General features: G+C 47.2%; 12 protein-coding genes. 9 read left to right on the top strand and 3 right to left on the bottom strand.

Translation table 11 applies throughout. The features are described 5' to 3' along the window. The first annotated feature begins 86 nt into the window (after positions 1-86). The 7 genes from AC3WTP_RS14015 (at position 87) to AC3WTP_RS13985 (ending at position 9,151) form a co-directional block, all read left to right on the top strand. A complete protein-coding gene (locus AC3WTP_RS14015) occupies positions 87-2,873 on the top strand; it encodes a glycoside hydrolase family 3 C-terminal domain-containing protein (RefSeq protein ID WP_492395241.1) in 2,787 nt (928 codons plus the stop codon). 312 nt (positions 2,874-3,185) lie between these two features. Further along, positions 3,186-4,799, top strand: a complete 1,614-nt coding sequence (locus tag AC3WTP_RS14010) for an ABC transporter substrate-binding protein (RefSeq protein WP_492395240.1) — start codon at positions 3,186-3,188, stop codon at positions 4,797-4,799. Positions 4,800-4,839: 40 nt separating this feature from the next. After that, a complete protein-coding gene (locus AC3WTP_RS14005; protein ID WP_492395239.1) occupies positions 4,840-5,790 on the top strand; it encodes an ABC transporter permease in 951 nt (316 codons plus the stop codon). Positions 5,791-5,805: 15 nt separating this feature from the next. Continuing rightward, the gene (locus AC3WTP_RS14000; RefSeq protein ID WP_492395238.1) at positions 5,806-6,708 is read left to right on the top strand and encodes an ABC transporter permease; all 903 of its coding nucleotides are present in this window, start codon (positions 5,806-5,808) and stop codon (positions 6,706-6,708) included. Between the two features lie 27 nt (positions 6,709-6,735). Next, positions 6,736-7,758, top strand: coding sequence for an ABC transporter ATP-binding protein (locus tag AC3WTP_RS13995; RefSeq protein WP_492395237.1), 1,023 nt, complete (start codon positions 6,736-6,738; stop codon positions 7,756-7,758). Continuing rightward, on the top strand, positions 7,742-8,737 hold the full coding sequence (locus tag AC3WTP_RS13990; protein ID WP_492395236.1) for an ABC transporter ATP-binding protein: 996 nt from the start codon (positions 7,742-7,744) through the stop codon (positions 8,735-8,737). The genes AC3WTP_RS13995 and AC3WTP_RS13990 overlap by 17 nt, the downstream gene beginning before the upstream one ends. Before the next feature lie 6 nt (positions 8,738-8,743). Continuing rightward, on the top strand, positions 8,744-9,151 hold the full coding sequence (locus AC3WTP_RS13985) for an OsmC family protein (protein ID WP_492395235.1): 408 nt from the start codon (positions 8,744-8,746) through the stop codon (positions 9,149-9,151). A gap of 73 nt (positions 9,152-9,224) precedes the next feature. On the opposite strand, the gene AC3WTP_RS13980 is transcribed toward AC3WTP_RS13985, so the two are convergent. Then, positions 9,225-10,649, bottom strand: coding sequence for an amino acid permease (locus tag AC3WTP_RS13980; RefSeq protein WP_492395234.1), 1,425 nt, complete (start codon positions 10,647-10,649; stop codon positions 9,225-9,227). A 905-nt stretch (positions 10,650-11,554) separates the two neighbouring features. Here AC3WTP_RS13980 and AC3WTP_RS13975 point away from each other — a divergent pair. Further along, positions 11,555-14,902: a GH36-type glycosyl hydrolase domain-containing protein gene (locus AC3WTP_RS13975; protein ID WP_492395233.1), complete on the top strand. Its 3,348-nt coding sequence runs from the start codon at positions 11,555-11,557 to the stop codon at positions 14,900-14,902. Between the two features lie 536 nt (positions 14,903-15,438). On the opposite strand, the gene AC3WTP_RS13970 is transcribed toward AC3WTP_RS13975, so the two are convergent. Together AC3WTP_RS13970 and AC3WTP_RS13965 are read right to left on the bottom strand one after the other, a co-directional pair. Then, positions 15,439-16,053, bottom strand: coding sequence for a hypothetical protein (locus tag AC3WTP_RS13970; protein WP_492395232.1), 615 nt, complete (start codon positions 16,051-16,053; stop codon positions 15,439-15,441). Positions 16,054-16,144: 91 nt separating this feature from the next. Next, positions 16,145-16,975 (bottom strand): ATP-binding cassette domain-containing protein, encoded by an 831-nt coding sequence (locus tag AC3WTP_RS13965; RefSeq protein ID WP_492395231.1) that lies wholly within the window; start codon positions 16,973-16,975, stop codon positions 16,145-16,147. A gap of 364 nt (positions 16,976-17,339) precedes the next feature. On the opposite strand from AC3WTP_RS13965, the gene AC3WTP_RS13960 reads away from it, so the two are divergent. Beyond that, complete coding sequence (locus tag AC3WTP_RS13960; RefSeq protein ID WP_492395230.1) at positions 17,340-18,278, top strand: helix-turn-helix domain-containing protein; 939 nt, start codon at positions 17,340-17,342, stop codon at positions 18,276-18,278. Position 18,279 lies beyond the last annotated feature (1 nt).

Raw genomic sequence — 18,279 nt, 5'->3', positions numbered from 1 at the left:
TTTTCTGTAGATTTGTTACTATGAAGCTAGATACCAATGAAAGGTAACTAGAATATGAATTGAACTAACTATCCGGAGGGAATCAATTGAGCACACAAAAACTCGGAGTTCCATTAGAAGGCTTTGCTGAATTTAGTAGAAAAGTAGCCGCAGAAGGTGCCGTGCTGTTAAAGAATGAAGGTCATGTTCTCCCCATTCGCAAGAGTGAGAACGTTTCAATTTTCGGCAGAACTCAGATTAATTATTACCGTAGCGGGACAGGCTCGGGCGGCAGCGTCCATGTTACCCATACGACCAATCTGTTAGACGGTCTTCGGAGTAAACAGAATATCACAGTCAACGAGAAGCTAGCGGCGGTATATGAGAAATGGATTGAGCAGAATCCATTTGATAATGGCGGAGGCGGCTGGGCAGCTGAACCGTGGCACCAGAAGGAAATGCCTCTGACCGATGAACTGGTGTCGGAGGCAAGAAATGGGTCCGACAAGGCGATTATTGTGATCGGGCGTACGGCGGGAGAAGATAAGGATAATGCCAATGAGCCGGGAAGCTACCAGTTAACAGCAGACGAAATAGCAATGCTGAAGCAGGTAACTACCTATTTTGAACAAACTGTCGTCGTACTGAATGTATCAAATATTATGGATATGAGCTGGCTGAACGATGAAAGCTATGTGCACCCGGTTCGATGTGTTATCTATGCTTGGCATGGTGGAATGGAAGGCGGCAATGCCATTGCAGATGTATTGGTTGGGGATGTGACGCCGAGTGGAAAATTAACAGATACAATCGCATATTCGATCAACGATTATCCTTCGACTCACAACTATGGAAATGAGAAAAAGAGCGTATATGAAGAAGATATTTACGTCGGTTACCGTTTTTTCGAAACGTTTCGACCGGAAAAGGTCCAGTTTGAATTCGGTTTTGGTCTATCTTATACCCAATTTAGAATAGAACCTGACGAAGCCAAACTGACTGTCAGTGAAGGAGAACCATACGTTGAGATCGGCGTAACCGTACAAAATATCGGAACCGACTTTGCAGGCAAAGAGGTCGTTCAGGTTTATTGTGAAGCACCGCAAGGAAAGCTGGGCCGACCAGCTAAAGCTCTAGCAGCATTCGTAAAGACCACAGAACTTCAGACGGGTGAATCGCAGCATCTTACCGTGAGTATCCCTGTTCGATCCTTAGCCTCCTATGATGACGCTGGTGTGACAGGGCATCCTTACGCTTATGTATTGGAAGCCGGAACGTATCGACTATTTGTGGGGAACAGTGTCAAGAATTCAGTGCAGATCGGCGTTGAGGGACAAGAAGGCTACGTCGTGGAAACTCTTCAAGTCGTGGAGCAGCTGCAAGAGGCGATGGCGCCAACGGAAAGCTTTACGCGAATGAAACCGGGTGACCGGAAGGAAGACGGTACATACGAACTGACCTTTGATGAGGTGCCGACACGGAAGATTTCGCTTGCGGAACGGATCGAGAAGAATCTTCCAAGAACCCTGGAGCAAACCGGTAATCAGGGGTATAAGCTAAGAGATGTATATGACGGGAAAGTAAGCATGGAGGCTTTTATTGCTCAGCTCAGCGATCAGGATCTAGCAGCGATTGTCAGAGGAGAAGGCATGTGCAGTACATTGGTTACACCAGGTACGGCTTCGGCTTTCGGGGGTGTAAGTGATCCGTTATTAAGTTACGGAATACCGATTGCCTGTACGGCTGATGGACCATCCGGAATTCGGATGGATAGCGGGCAGCAGGCGACTCAGGTTGCCATTGGCACCTTGCTTGCCGCAACATGGAACACCGAATTGGTCGAAGAACTTTATGTCATGGAAGGCAAGGAATTATTAAGCTACAACATTGACGCTTTGCTTGGCCCCGGTTTGAATATTCGGCGCAGTCCGCTCAATGGACGCAACTTTGAATATTTTTCGGAAGATCCGCTGATTTCAGGGAAGTTTGCTGCAGCATGCACTAGCGGCATTATGAAAGGCGGCTCGAATGGTACGTTGAAGCATTTTGCATGTAATAACCAGGAAAAACATCGCAGCAAGGTAAATGCCGTCGTATCTGAACGCGCCCTGCGGGAGATTTATCTGAAAGGCTTTGAAATCGCGGTGAAACAGGGCGGCGCGAATTCGATTATGACCTCCTATAATCCTATCAACGGGCATTGGGCGGCTTCTAATTATGATATGAACACTACCATTCTTCGTGGGGAATGGGGCTTCAAAGGCATCGTGATGACGGATTGGTGGGCTATCATGAATGATGTTGTTCATGGAGGCTCTGCGGATCGGAAATATACGAACTATATGGTCCGTGCACAAAACGATCTTTATATGGTTGTAAGCAACTATGGTGCGGAAACCAATGTTTGGGGAGACAATACCATTGAATCCCTAGAAAATGGCTCCTTAACCCGAGGAGAGCTGCAGCGCTGTGCTATGAATATTTGTGAGTTCTTGATGCACGCACCGGTGTTCTCCAGAAAACAAGTGATTGAAGAAACGGTCAATACTTTCAAAGCGAATCCATCTCCTGCAGCGGAGCAAGCGCAAGCATTATCCCATCAGGAACAGGTTGAAGTTTCCGCAACAAGATCGACCTGGATAAAAGTAGAACAGGCTGGGGTATACCGGATATTTGCTAATGTTATGTCTCCAGATACCGAGTTGGCTCAGAGCGCATGTCATGTGACCTTAAACGATCAGTCGATGATGACCGTTCAAACCAATGGGACAGAAGGCAGATGGATCAAGCTGAAGCAAGTGAAAGTCGAACTGGAAGCAGGCTCTTATGAATTAAAGCTTGATTTTGTCAAACCGGGCATGCAGATCGACTGGATCGAATTTAAACAAGTGTAAGCGTAAAAACGTAAATAAGGCTATTAAGCTGCCAAGGATCAAAAAGACACCGTAATAGGTGTCTTTTTGCGTTGTCAGAAAGCCTGCACACCACCTCTATCTGTCATGCAAATATATTATTTTAGGCGGCTCGAATGCTTTGATCCAATAGGCAATAAAATAAATGCAAGGGAAATATTGACAACCAGCCCTCGAAGACTTACTATTTCAATAACCGATTAATACTACCTATTTTATCGGAATTGAGAAATAAAGCAATGCGAGCTAGATGTTGAAACGATGTAGTCAATCAAACACAAGTGGGGGATGGCGATGAAATCAAGAAAGCTCGGTCTATTCTTTTCTGCAATGATACTCATATTGTTGACCGTCGCGTGCAGCAACGATAATACGGAGGCTCCTAAAGACAATGCCAAAAATATCGGCAACGACAAAGGCGGAGTAAGCCAAGGAGATACCAGCAAGAAAGAGTATAAGAACGAATTGAATATCGCACTTACTGCCCAGCCGCCAACACTGGACACGGCGATGACGGTCTCGGCTGTTGCATTAGACACGGCGGGAAATATATTCGAACAGCTATACACACTTAATGCAGATTATGAGCCCGTGCCGATTCTAGCGGAATCCGTTGAGAAGAGTGAGGATGGCTTAACGTATGTGTTCACGCTTCGTCAGGGCGTCAAGTTTCATAATGGCAAAGAGATGACCTCTGAGGATGTTGCAGCATCCATGAATCGTTGGCTGGTCACATCTTCACGAGCGAAGATTCTACTAAAGAATGCGAAGTTCGAAGAATTGGACACTTATAAGGTGAAATTAACAGTGGAAACAGCCACATCAGACGTCTTAATTCTAATCTCTGCTCAAGCTCAATTCCCATCGATTATGCCGAAGGAGATCATTGATGCCGCTCCTGCTGAAGGAATAACCGAGTACATCGGTACGGGTCCTTATAAGTTCAAGGAGTGGAAGCAGGATCAGTACATCCATCTCGTCAGATATGAGGATTATAAGTCAGTTGACCGAGCGTCTAGCGGCTTCGACGGACGCAAAGAAGCGCCTACAGAGAATCTCTACTTCCATTTCGTTACGGATCACTCGACACGAATCGCAGGCATCAAGACTGGGAAGTACGATGTTGCAGACAGTATCCCCATCGAGAATTATGACGAGCTTGCGGCCGATAAAAATGTGAAGCTGCAGTCGTTCCCGGGCGGCGCGTTAACCGCATTTTTGAATACGAGAGAAGGATTGTTAGCGGATGTGAAGATCCGTCAGGCCATTCTTGCTGCACTCAATAATGAAGAGATCATGTTAGCCAGCTTTGCTAAACCGGATCTATACTCCTTATCTCCAGGCTACCTGAGCACGAATCAGGTGCAATGGACGAATGATGCGGGTGCGGAGTATTACAATCAAGCCGATCCTGAAAAGGCCAAGAAATTGCTTGAAGAAGCAGGCTATAAGGGTGAGGAAATAACGCTGTTAACGACGAAGGATTACAACGAAATGTACACTGCAACATTAGTCATCCAAGAGCAGCTTCGTCAGATCGGCATGAATGTGAAGGTCGACAACTTTGACTTCCCGACATTCTTAGAAACGAAGAATGACCGCAGCAAATGGGATCTGTTCGTAGCAAGCACAGGGTATCAATTGACTCCTCCTCAGCTGTTGGCTGTGAATCCGGATTGGGCGGGACTAGAAAATGAAACGGTGCAGCAAGCGTTAGTGGCTATCCGCGGAGCGGCGACTCCTGAAGCGGCGAAGCAGGAATGGGAGAAACTGCAGGGCTTCTTATATGAATTCGGTTCATCAACCGTTATCGGGCATTACAACGGCATCGTAGCCACGACGAACGCAATTGAAGGCTTCGAGCTCTATGAGGCGCCAGTCGTGTGGAACGCGAAAGTAGCAAAGTAGTGAATCCGATTCATAGATCATGTACAAATGAGGGGTTCCAGTGCTAACTTATATCACCAAAAGACTCTTGTCGTTAATCCCTGTATTGCTAGTCGTGACTATCGTTATCTTCTTAATCATCCATATTACGCCTGGTGATCCGGCAGCGGCGATGCTGGGGATCGAAGCGACGCAAGAAGAGATACAAGCGCTCAATGAGGAGCTTGGTCTGAATCGCCCGATCTATCAACAATATGCAGGCTGGATCATCAACTTATTCAAGGGCGATATGGGAGATTCCATCTTCATGAACCAGCCCGTCAGTCAGGCGATCAAGGAACATATCGGCCCTACCTTCTCACTGGCGGTTATCGCACAGATCATATCCCTTATTCTAGCGATTCCATTCGGAATTATGGCGGCATACAAGAGAGGTTCCATAGCGGACGTTTCCCTCATGGGAATCTCATTGCTGGGCATGGCAGTTCCAAGCTTCCTGTTAGGGCTATTGCTCATGCTGTTAGTAGGTGTCCAGCTGCAGTGGCTGCCGGTAGCAGGATATGAGCCGCTAGAGGAAGGGCTATGGGAACATATCCAATATTTAATACTGCCCGGCATATCCTTAGGGACCATCCAGGCAGCTTTAATTGCACGAATGACTCGTTCTTCGATGCTGGAGATCCTGAACCTGAATTTCATTAAGACAGCTCGTTCTAAAGGGCTAAACGAGACGAAGGTGCTGCTCAAGCACGCGTTTCGCAATGCATTTCTACCAATCCTAACGGTTATTGGGCAGACGTTCGGCACCTTAGTTACAGGCGCCGTCGTCGTGGAATCGATATTTAACATCCCCGGTCTAGGGCAGCTCATATTGAACTCTATCGCACGAAGAGACTTTGCGGTCATACAAGGTGTCGTTCTCAGCGTAACGCTCATGTATGTCTTGATTAACCTCATTATCGATCTCCTATACGGCGTGGTCGATCCGCGTGTTCGCTTAAGCCGCAAATAGAGAAGGGGGAGCAGCATGATAACCGTGCAAGAGAAAGAGCATATCGCGCAGCTCAGCAAGCAGCTGAAGAAGGAGCGGCGCTCATTAGGATTCAAGCGGCTGACATCCAACTATGGGCTGTTAGCAGGCGCCGCTATCCTAGTGATATTAGTGATTCTCGCAGCAATAGGTCCGATTTTAACATCGTATGATCCCTATGAGATGAAGGTGGTTGAGCGATTGAAGCCGCCTAGCTCGACTCATTGGCTGGGTACGGACGAATTCGGCAGGGATCTGTTAACGAGAATTGTATATGGCGCAAGAGTGTCTATTAGCGTAGGTCTAATTGTTTCGCTGCTCTCCTCAGCAATAGGGCTCGTCATGGGTGTGTACGCCACGTATTATCGGACCTTGGATCATATCTTAATGCGGATCTGCGACGGGTTAGTTGCGATTCCTGGGGTCTTGCTTGCGATTGCCTTAATGGCGGCGCTTGGCGCTTCTGCTACCAATGTCATTATTGCGCTCACGATTGTGTTTACGCCGAGCATTGCGCGAGTCGTTCGCTCATCCGCGCTCGTCATCTGTGAGCAGACCTACATAGAGGCTATACATGCCCAAGGGGCAAGCGACTCCCGGATTATCTGGCTGCATATCGTGCCGAATACGTTATCGCCGTTGCTTGTACAAGCAACCTTTGTATTTGCGGAGGCTATTATTTCAGAGGCTGCATTAAGCTTCTTGGGAGCAGGCATACCTGCCCCGGAGGCGAGCTGGGGCAATATATTGCAAGCAAGTAGATTGGTTATCTTTAAGGCTTGGTGGATGGTCGTATTTCCAGGCGCGATGATTATCTTGTCCGTTCTCAGCTTGAATCTATTAGGTGACGGCTTGCGCGATATGCTGGACCCTCGTGTGAAGCATAAACAGAAGAAATGATAACTATACAAGGCTGGAGGTGATTCCATGAGCATAGAGCCTCTATTGGAAGTGAAGAATCTCAAAGCACATTTTCACACAGAACGAGGGAGAGTTATGGCGGTTAACGGGGTCAGCTTTTCGATGAATAAAGGCGAGATCATTGGCATTGTAGGGGAGTCAGGCTGCGGCAAGAGCGTGATGTCACAGTCCATTATTCGATTGCTGGATCACACGGACTCGATTGAGTATGAAGGCGAGGTCATATTTGACCATAAGAATCTCCTATCTCTACCCCACTCACAATTGAGAGCTATTCGGGGCGACGAGATCTCGATTATATTTCAAGATCCGCTCACTTCGCTGAACCCTGTCTATACGATAGGCAATCAGATCGAAGAGGTTATTCGGCTGCATCAGAAGAAATCCAAGAAAGAAGCGCATCAGAAGGCGATCGACATCCTCAGATTAACAGGTATTTCTTCACCAGAGGTGCGAGTACACGAATACCCTCATCAGTTATCAGGAGGGATGCAGCAGCGCGCGATGATCGCAATGGCGCTTGCTTGTGAGCCTAAGCTCTTGATTGCGGACGAACCGACAACGGCCCTCGATGTTACGATTCAGGCGCAGATCCTGGAGTTAATCGTGGAATTAAATCAGAAGCTGGGCATGGGCGTGCTGTTTATAACACATGATCTAGGCGTTGTATCTGAAATATGCACCAGCGTGAAGGTAATGTACCTTGGACAGATCGTAGAGGAGACGACAACCGAGCGATTGTTCGATACCCCGCTGCATCCTTATACACAAGGGCTGATCAAGTCTATACCTAAGCTTGAAGGAAGCCGTCATGACAAGCTTCATGTAATTGAAGGAACCGTTCCGTCTCTGACCGATATACCGCGAGGATGCAGCTTCTCGACCAGATGCCCCTATGCCGATGGTCAATGCTTTAATGAGGAACCGATAATGGAGAACGTTCGTGAAGACCACCGTGTAAAATGTTGGCATTATGGCAAAATAAGCAGCTTGGAAGGGGGAGCAGAAGTCCGTGGAACGAGTAGATAGCAGTCCGTTGCTAGAAGTGACCTCCCTTCATAAGAAGTTTCCGGTGTATGGGTCATTCGGCAAGCTATTGGGTGCTAAGGCCCATGTGAACGCAGTGACGGATGTATCCTTTCAATTGTTTGAAGGGGAAACGTATGGATTAGTAGGCGAATCCGGATCGGGCAAGAGTACGACCGGGCGTGCGATTCTAGGGTTAACCCCTCCAACCTCAGGCCGAGTGACGTATCGAGATCGAGACCTGACGGCGATGTCGCGCAAGGAACTGCGCAAGCTTCGCAAGGATATTCAATTTGTGTTTCAGGACCCGTATTCCTCATTGAATCCTAGAAAGAGAATCGGCCACATTTTAGAAGAGCCGCTTATTATTCATAACATAGGGGACAAGGCGCAGCGACAGGAAGACGTATTTCGAATCCTGAACACCGTAGGCTTGCAGGCGGAACACTATTTCCGATATCCCCATGAGTTCTCAGGCGGTCAACGTCAACGATTAGGTCTGGCAAGGGCGCTTATTATGAATCCGAAGATGATGATCTGTGATGAGCCGGTGTCAGCCCTGGACGTGTCGATTCAATCGCAAATCCTTAACATACTTAAACAATTGCAAAGGGAACTGAAGCTCACGCTGCTGTTCATCACCCATGATATCAGTGTTGTCCGATATATCTCGGATCGCATCGGCATTATGTACCTAGGCAAGATCGTAGAGGAGGCTCCGACGGATGATTTATTCCACGAGCCCTTACATCCGTATACGAAAGCTCTCTTCTCAGCCGCGCCTGATTTCAGCCGCAGCCGCTTGAAGGAGCGCATCCTTTTAAAGGGTGAGATTCCTTCACCGATATCTCCGCCATCCGGCTGTGTCTTTCATACACGCTGTCCCTATGCGATTGAAACATGCAAAGTGAAGATACCCATACTTAAGGAAATACATCTCAAACATAAAGCAGCTTGCCATCTAATCGAAGAGAAGAGGTAGTTAACGATGACAATGATTAAGATCGTTGAAGGTCAGGATCACATATGGAATGAGGCGGGATTCCAACTGATAGGAAGCCATGCGCCGAATCAAGAGGGATTGTCTCCGAGAGAATTGCTAGAGGCAGCGCTAGGCTTATGCGTGTCGATCTCACTGCAGAAGATTATGGACTATGATGGTGTGGAGTATGATAGATCCACGATTCAGATTCAGGTGAAAACAGCGAAGCCAGAGGACAAGACGAATAGGTTCTCCGATTTTCACGTCTCCGTTACGTTGCCACCTACTCTAGAGCCTGCTTATAAAGAGAAGCTCAAATCTGTAGTCGAGCGCGCATGCACGATCGGAAATACGCTGAAGAGCGGGGCAGTCGTTGAAATAATAGAAGGGGAATATTCGATCTCCGCGGGGTAGAAAAAATCCCTTGGCGCTCCACATAGGAGCACCAAGGGATTTATGGATCAAAGTATCATGCTTGACGTTCGAATTAGCTGCGGTTACGTCTTGCGATCATTGGCAAGATGAGACCGAGACCAAGCAATACAAACGGAGTCACGACATTCAGCGCGAGCTGGAAGTACCATTCACTTGTGAATGCAGGGACTTTAGGGAACATTCCCATGAGGCAAGCGAAAGCTGTAAATACAAAACACCATAAGCCGATCGCGAAGCCAACTTTATTGTTTTTAACGAACTTATAATCAGATACGAACTTGTCAGACATCTTCATCAAGGCCATGAATGCCAAGAATACGAACAGGTAACGAATCGGCATAACGATAGAGTTCAAATCTAGCAGCCAGTTGAACAGTGTGTTCATGTTTTCGATACCAAACGCAGGCACCATAATCAGGATACCAACCAAAATCGCTGTCATGATATAACCATTCACAGGCGTACCGCGATCGTTCGTCTTAAGCAATGTGCGTGGAACATAGCGCTCATCCGCGTCAGACAGCAACACTTTGAGCGGCGCATCGATCGAGAATGCCAACGCCGAGATTTGCGCCAACGTATTAGCCAGAGCGTATACAATCATCAATGAATTGCCAATGCCGTAGTATTCACCAAGAATCTGGAATGCATAGTATTGCCCATTCATCTTCAAGTCGCTTGGAATATTGTTCGAGTCGAACATCATCCCCATTGCGAATGATCCGAGCAGCGCGCATACCGCAACCATAATTGCTAATATGAGCATACCGCGCGGGAATTCCTTGGACGCATTGTGCGTGTTATTGACATAAGGCGAGATCTTCTCCGCTCCGCCTACTGCGAACACAAGCATAGACAAGGTCGTGAAGTATGCAAAGTTGAAATCAGGAATGAAGGATGATACCGACATATCCGCAGTAGCCACTTGAACACCTGTGAACGCTGGCGCTGTGACCGCGAGTACAATGTACAAGAGTGACATCACGAAGATCGAGATACCTGCTATCGTACCGATACGCTTCAACGAGGATATACCGCGTGATGCGATCCACAAGAAAGCCAGGAAGATAATCAAAGTGATGGTTTGCAGCGTTATCGTAGAGAATTCTTTAACGAGTGTCCCCTCACCAGTAATTGCCCAACCAAGTGCGATAATGATAGATTGAGGCTTCTGAGCCAAGTAAGGGATATGTACAACCCAGTAAGTCCATGCCGCAAAATAGGCGATATTAGCGCCCATCGTTTCCTTAATCCAGCTGCTGACGCCGCCCTTGCCATCTTTGAAGGTGGATCCCAGCTGACCAACCATTAACGCATACGGTATAAAGTAGAGCGCGATGATTAATACCCACGAAGTAATTACGGCCAGACCTTGGTTCGCATAGTTGTTGACTACATTGCCGAATCCCCATACGGACACGAAGGCCATGAGTGCGATATTATACCATCGCAGCTTTTTAGCTTCTTTGTCATTCATTGATATACAAGCTTCCTTTCTTCTGCAAAGTCGAGATGTAATATTTCGTCAGGCACACTTCTGTGTCGAAGTTCCGCATACTTAGCAGAACCTGATCCGTCTTGCGGGCCTGTCCTGCATGTCTGCTATTCCTGATGAATTGCGGTCTTTTCTACTTTTAGGTGCAACTATAATAGTATACGATTTCCTGTTTTGTAATCCTAGAGGTAAAACTAGCCACCCCCTTGACAATAGATTATTTCGACCTCTCAGCAAGGACTTTGTCTAAGTTTTGTTTTATTTCAGCGGACAATCTCTCTGACCCCCTAATAGTAAAATAAGGAACATTTGGGAGGATCGCTCTCGGAGAATATTCAATAATTTATGCACACAAATAATAACCCCTCGCAGCTAATCTATGATTCAAATCTTATGTGTTGAAACGTTTCACAAAGGATAAAAGACCTAGATCGTGGTGCTGATAAGCAATCTGCGAATGTTTAGAAGGGAAATCTTCACCATGGTTTGACCGTATATAAGTGTATTTTTTCAATTTTTGACCACGTTCAAAACATAGTTTTATCTTGCGTCAAACGTATTAATTACAATAAAAACGCATTCATAGCAATAGTTGACTATAATATGAAAGGACATTATAATTCGAATTAGAACAGTTGAAACGTTTCGCTAATGTTCATCAGTATGTCAGCATGGTCGTTTGATGCAGGTACAATATTATGAAATCGCTATCACGTGAAACAAGACACGAGGCGAACCCGATGTCTGGCCGTTTGAGGAATTGAAAGCGTTTTATATTATCGAGCTGATGTCAGGAAAAAGCCTAAAGGTACCATTTACTCTGAACTGCAAGGAAGTACAAGAGCTTCGAATCACATTGATGGAGTAGAGAAAGAGAGGGAAACATCATGACAATGACGACAAGAGATCTGATTCCGATTCAAGCAGGCAAGATAACGTTTACGTTTATGGAAAGTGGAGATATCCGCGATATATTGCAGGGCGATACGATGGTGAACCAAGTGGTATCCAACCCGCTTGATGGATCCATGAACAATATATATTTGCGCATTCACCGCGACGGCAGCATTCATGTTGTACCGATGGTGGGCATCCGCTCTAAGAGCGAAGTGCGGTTTACGGACTCCCAAGTGATATGGGAAGGCGAAGCCGAAGGGATCCGCTATGCGGTAACGTTCACACTTACGCCTCACGGCATCTGGTTCTGGGACGTTGCCGTCAACGGGGACGGCGAGATTGTGGACGTTATTTACGGACAGGATATCGGTCTCGCGAATAGAGGCGCCGTTCGCAACAATGAATCGTATGCAGCCCAATATATTGACCATGCCGTGTATGAACACGAACAGCGCGGGTACGCAGTCTGCTCCCGTCAGAATCAACCGCAGTCCACTGGATTCCCGTATATGCAGCAAGGCGCGCTGACGAAAGTGGTCGGTTATTCGACGGATGGATTTCAATTTTTCGGATTGTCTTACAAGGAAACGAATGAGCCCGAGGCATTGACTCGGGATACGCTGAATAATGAAGTGTACCAATATGAATTCGCATATACGGCGCTGCAGTCGGAGCGAATTCGATTACATAGCTCGGCACGATTCGTATTTTATGGATTGATCAAGCCGGATCACCCGTTGGCCATTGCATCGCTGGAGTATGAGCAAGAAGTGCTGCGTGCTTGGGAGCAGGTAGACGCGCAGCCAGCCGCTGTGGGCCGGAGTGTGGACAAAGTAACCCTGGCAGCGCACATCGGAGCGCCATTGCGCACGGAAGCGATGACCTCGCAAGACCTGGACCGTTATTTCCCGAGGCGCTGCCAAGAGGAATGGGAAGGCGAAGAGCTGCTGTCCTTCTTCACAGAATCGCATGAGCATGTTGTGCTACGGGAGAAGGAGCTGCGGGTAGAACGGCCGCACGGTCACATCTTGATGACAGGACACAACGACCGTCTGAATGAACAGGTTCTTACTACTACTTCATATATGTATGGCTTATTCAATGCCCAGGTGGTAGTTGGAAACACCTCATTCAACAAATGGATGTCCAACGCCCGCAACGCTCTCAATGTGCTGAAGACGTCAGGGCAGCGCATTTATGTGGAACAGAACGGCACATACCGATTGCTGACCATGCCGTCCGTGTTCGAGATGGGCTTCAACTATGCCCGCTGGTACTACAAGACGGAGGACGATATGCTCGTTGTCACCAACTTTACGGCGTTGGATACACCGGAATTGCAGCTGCACGTCCGTTCCGAGAGCGGTACGCCGTACCGATTCATCGTGACGAATCAGATCACGATGAACAGCAATGAATACGATGTGCCGTATCAGATGAACCAGGAAGGCTCTGTTCTGTCGTTCCATGCGGATGCCTCGTCGGAGAGCGGCGGCACGCTGCCGCATCTGTGCTATCGCATGGACATTGCTGGAGCGGATGTGACAGTCACAGATGAAACCGCGTTGGCTAATCACGTGAAGTCGGGATCGGCATCGCTTGTCGTGCTCCAATTGAGCGCGAGCCATGAATGGAAGCTGATGATGCAAGGGCTGCTCAAGGGCGAGCATCAACCGATTCGGGAGCTGGATGCGGAGATTGAAATTTCCCGTTATCGCGCGTTCTATAAGGACGTCATGAACGGCTTCCATCTATCCCACCGCGAAGGGAAGAAGCAGTCCGAGCTTGATAAGTTCAATTCGCTCGCCTGGTGGTATACCCATAACATGCTGGTTCATTATTCCGTTCCGCACGGACTCGAACAGTATAGCGGAGCCGCATGGGGCACACGCGACGTCTGCCAGGGACCGACGGAATACTTTATGGCGACGCAGAAATATGATAAGGTGCGCGAAATTATTAAGACTGTGTATGCGCATCAGTTTGAGGATGACGGGAACTGGCCGCAATGGTTCATGTTCGACCATTATTGGCGGATCCAGCAGAATGAGAGCCACGGGGACATTATCGTTTGGCCGCTCAAGGTGCTGAGCGACTATGTTCGCGTGACCGGCGATTACAGCATCCTGCAAGAAGAGGTGCCGTATTCCAAGCGGGGAGGCCTCGGCTTCACAGAGACGAACGCAACTTTGCTGGAGCACGCCAACAAGGAGATCGAATATATCAAGCAGCATTTTCTGCATGATACGCATTTGTCTTCTTATGGAGACGGGGACTGGGATGATACGCTCCAGCCTGCCAATGCGAAGCTGAAACAATATATGGCGAGCAGTTGGACTGTGGCGCTGACGTATCAAGTATTCAATCAATTGTCCGAAGCCCTGGTGAACTACGACGAAACGGCTGCGGCTGAGTTGGGGGAACTGGCATCCGGCATCCGAGAGGACTTTAACCGCTACATGCTGTCGACCGGCGTCATTCCGGGATTCGTCTATATGGAGGAACCGGGACAAGCCGAACTGATGGTGCATCCTACAGATACGAAGACGGGCGTTCAATACCGTCTCCTTCCGATGACTCGCAGCATGATTAGCGAGCTGCTCACGAAAGAGCAGGCGGAAGACCATTATCAGCTGATTAAGCGAGAATTGTACTGTCCGGACGGCGTCCGCCTGATGAATCGGCCAGCCCAATATGTGGGCGGCTTCAGTACGCACTTCAAGCGCGCGGAGCAGGCAGCCAACTTCGGACGGGAAATCGGCTTGCAATACGTTCATGCCCACATCCGTTATATAGAGGCAATGGCTAAGCTGGGCAAAGAGGATGAGGTGTGGAATGGGCTGCATATCATCAATCCGGTCGGACTTCGGGATGCTGTTCCGAATGCCGAGCTCAGACAAAGGAATGCCTACTTCAGCAGCTCGGACGGTAAATTCAACACCCGTTACGAGGCCCAGAGTCGATTCGGCGAGCTGCGCGAGGGAAGCGTACCCGTCAAGGGCGGTTGGAGAATATATTCGAGCGGTCCGGGAATTTATATGAATCAGCTCATTTCGAATTGCCTTGGAATACGTCAAGAGGGCGGCGATCTCGTTATCGATCCGGTGCTGCCGCGCGAACTGGAGGGAATGCAATTCCAATTCACCTTAATGGGGCATCCTGTTCAATTCGAATATCGTTTTACGGATCAAGCTGACAGAGGCGTCACGATTAACGGGCATGAAGCCGCTTCGTTCGAAACGGCAAATCGCTACCGTCAGGGCGGCATGCGGATCAAGCGCCAAGAGTTGGATGCCCTTCTGACCGACGGACCGAATGTGATTGCTATTCATATGTAAGAACAGGTGGGGCTTTCCCAATAGTAGATTTTTTCTACCTGGGAAAGCCCCTTGTTTTTCGGCTCGCCGATGCGGTTGTGGCGTCTGAGCCGTCATTTTTTAGCGCCTCAGCCCTCACAAGAGCTGGTTTTGGAGCTGAGATGCAGGTTTTTTACGTCTCAACTGAGATAGTTTTTTCGATGATGGCGAGCTCAAGGTTGTCCATTCCTAGTTCTACAGCTATTCGATAAAATCGATAGCTATCTACAGGGGCCGGAGCGGACACACGAGCCGCTATTTGCAGCAAACACCACTAATTCGCCATACTAGCGGACCGTAGAGCCGTTATTTGACCTGAATAAGCCGTTTAGTGCTAGTTTTGAAGCAAATAGCGTCATCTGTGTCCGCAAGCCCTCAAAAAATACCCCGAAATCATGAAATAGCGGCCCCTGTGTCCGTTCAAGCACGGGTCATACGACCCTGCTGTCACCGTATGTGCTATCGGATAGAAAGACCGCTGATCCAGTCTCATCGACTAGGTGAGCGGTTTCTGCGCCTTACATTCTATTCTTCATCAATCGAGTATACACCACGATCAAGATTGCGGCATACAGAAGCGGGTAAACGAAAATGAAGAGTCCTTGCAGACTTGAGTAGGTCTCTATATTCGCCATGTATTGAACGAATGGATAGACAGGCGGAAGCAGCCATTGGATGAAAGACCATCCAGTCGGCAATAAGTGAAGAATGGCTCCCTGTCCAAGGGATACGATAAGTATTATGATGATGCAGCCCAGTGCCGTGCCTGTATTCGCAACCAGCCTGGAATTGAACAGGGCGGCAATAGCTGAGCCAAGCAACGCGAACTCCATATGAGCGATCCAACCTATACTGAGATTGGCTATGGTTATTTCTCCGTCCAATTTGTTAAAGAGCAGCGGATACAAGACTGCAAATAGGCTAAGAAGGAAACTTACAAGTAAACTAGCAGCTATTTTACATAATAGATACTTCTTTACGCTTCCGATCTGGAGAATGGTAATGTGTTCTTGTACGGAATCCTCCGTCTCAAAGAAATTGTAGTTCACCCATGCCGATATGAAGAGGAGCAAGACTGCGGTTACGGTCAGACTGTCCAAGATCGGATTAGGCTGGATCGAATATTGAAACATCACCCACGTGAGAAACAGTGCGCACGGCGGGAAATAACGATTAGAACGCGCATAGTTGCGCAGCAAATAACGAATCGTTGGAACTGCCAGTTTAATCGCTCTCCTTCCATACCTCGATAATCTGACAATCTCGATCTATCAATTGACGCAGGATCAGATTGCTATGCTGCTGCCTCACTTGAATGTCGATCTTCTCACTGCTTTCATATATAAGCACATAACCTTGCAAGTTCTCATGCCAATTCTGATTCTTAGGTATAAATGAAATATGGTACATCGTCGAAGTATCCTCATAGATGTGCACGGCCTCTTCAACGCCTATTCCATCTTGAATACGGATGATTCGATCCGCGATCCCTGAGATTATTTCCGGCTCATGGCTTGCGATCACCATCGTGACTCCACGCTCTTTCAAGCCTAGCAGATGCATGATCATATCTTGCTGGGACAGCAGATCTAAGCCCGACAGCGGTTCGTCAAGCAGAAGCAAGTCTGGAGTGCTCAACAGAGCTTGAATGACGTTGATCTTCTGCAGCATTCCCTTTGAGTAGTGCTTCATCCGTTGATGCTTAGCATTGATCATATGAAAGTAGCTTAGCAACTCATCGATCCTTTGCTCCAATGCGGGCTGCGAGATTCCTTGAATGCTCCCCATAGAGGTCAAGTATTCAGCAGCCGTTAATCGTTGCTTCGGAAAGCGGTCTGGCACATAACCGATCCGTCTATTCTGAAAGCTGCCTTTCCATTCAATCTTCCCCTGTGTAGGCGAAGTCAGTCCTGTTAAGATCCGCAATAACGTACTCTTGCCACAGCCATTACGTCCGATTAAGGCCATAACTTGTCCAGGTTCGATGGAGAATGAGATCTGCTTTAAGATGAGATGGTTGCCATATTGTTTGCTTAGTGTTTGCACAGACAGCACTTTGACTCACATCCCCATATGTAAATTCAAGCTATATCAACTATTAGTATAAATGATTTCCAAAAGGAAGTTTAATGATAGGAATAAATTATGGTAATATATTGATTATTAGGATAAATCCAAACCATATACACTTTTAAACTGTTCGAATTGTTGAACGGTTTTTTAATAATATGTGAAAGTATTTGTTCCTCCTATATTTTGGGTTATAATTTTAAAAAATCACAATGTCGCTTATAGCGAGAATAAAGGGGTTATATAGATATAAGTTGGCGACCACTAACAATCGGGAAGTATGATGTGAGATAAGTGACGGCAAGCTTATGAAGCAGAACTATCATCTCTCTTATAAGCGAAGGGGCGAATGTTATTGAATGCTCAAATGATGAATATAGATGTAGAAGAGTTAACGCGTGTGGGATATGTCTATTTCAATTCTGAGATGGAAATGCTGAACAATCTATCATGCAAAATGTATAAGATTCCGCTTCGACAAAGCTTATGGACTCACTTTCATGACTATTTCCAGATCTGGTATGTGACTAAAGGTGAGTTTACGCATACGGTGAATAATCAACAGTATAAGATGGTAAAAGGCGCTATATCAATTGTTCCTCCATTTACATTGCATAGCGTTGATATCGCTCCGGAGCAAGATATAGAAATTCTAGCATGTGAGTTCATGCCGTCGTTTATTAATGAGCGATTAGAACAGATGCCCCTTGATCAATCTTTTTTTGATAGGGCGTATTTGGAGCATTTTCTGCATATGGAGAGCGGCACACGTTATAAAACTGTAGTAGAGGACACATTGGAGGAGACGATTGAGAATGTGATGAAGGAGATGCTTGCTGAATATGAGCGGCGTTCTCCCTTCTTCGAACTGATGTTAAAGGCTAATTTACTGCGTTTATTAACGATATTAATTCGTCAGGTAAACGGAGAATTGGTCAAAGCCGGATTCGAGAAGGCGGAAAAATATAGGGACACGATGAATAAAGTAGTCGAATATGTCCATCAGAATTATCATGAGGACTTAAAGATAGAAACAGTCTGTTCGATCACGATGCTGTCGAGGTCGACGATATGCAATTTATTTAAACAATGGACAGGCAAGACGTTCAACCGTTATGTTACCGACCTTCGAATTCGTAATGCAACTATCCTGTTAAAGCAGCCAGAATTAACAGTTACGGAAGTATGCTATTCTGCAGGCTTTAATGATCTACCCTATTTCTGCAGGACATTCAAGAAATACACTGGGCTTTCTCCGGCTTACTTTCGGAAGCAAGCTATGCGTTAGC

Source organism: Paenibacillus sp. EB106-04-04-XG159 (genome assembly GCF_058791835.1).
This window is presented reverse-complemented; position numbering and strand designations above follow the sequence as displayed.

Coding starts and splice junctions, on each gene's coding strand:
- AC3WTP_RS14010 (WP_492395240.1), top strand. CDS start 3,186: ATGAAATCAAGAAAGCTCGGTCTATTCTTTTCTGCAATGATACTCATA.
- AC3WTP_RS14000 (WP_492395238.1), top strand. CDS start 5,806: ATGATAACCGTGCAAGAGAAAGAGCATATCGCGCAGCTCAGCAAGCAG.
- AC3WTP_RS13995 (WP_492395237.1), top strand. CDS start 6,736: ATGAGCATAGAGCCTCTATTGGAAGTGAAGAATCTCAAAGCACATTTT.
- AC3WTP_RS13985 (WP_492395235.1), top strand. CDS start 8,744: ATGACAATGATTAAGATCGTTGAAGGTCAGGATCACATATGGAATGAG.
- AC3WTP_RS13980 (WP_492395234.1), bottom strand. CDS start 10,649: ATGAATGACAAAGAAGCTAAAAAGCTGCGATGGTATAATATCGCACTC.
- AC3WTP_RS13975 (WP_492395233.1), top strand. CDS start 11,555: ATGACAATGACGACAAGAGATCTGATTCCGATTCAAGCAGGCAAGATA.
- AC3WTP_RS13970 (WP_492395232.1), bottom strand. CDS start 16,053: ATGTTTCAATATTCGATCCAGCCTAATCCGATCTTGGACAGTCTGACC.
- AC3WTP_RS13960 (WP_492395230.1), top strand. CDS start 17,340: ATGTTATTGAATGCTCAAATGATGAATATAGATGTAGAAGAGTTAACG.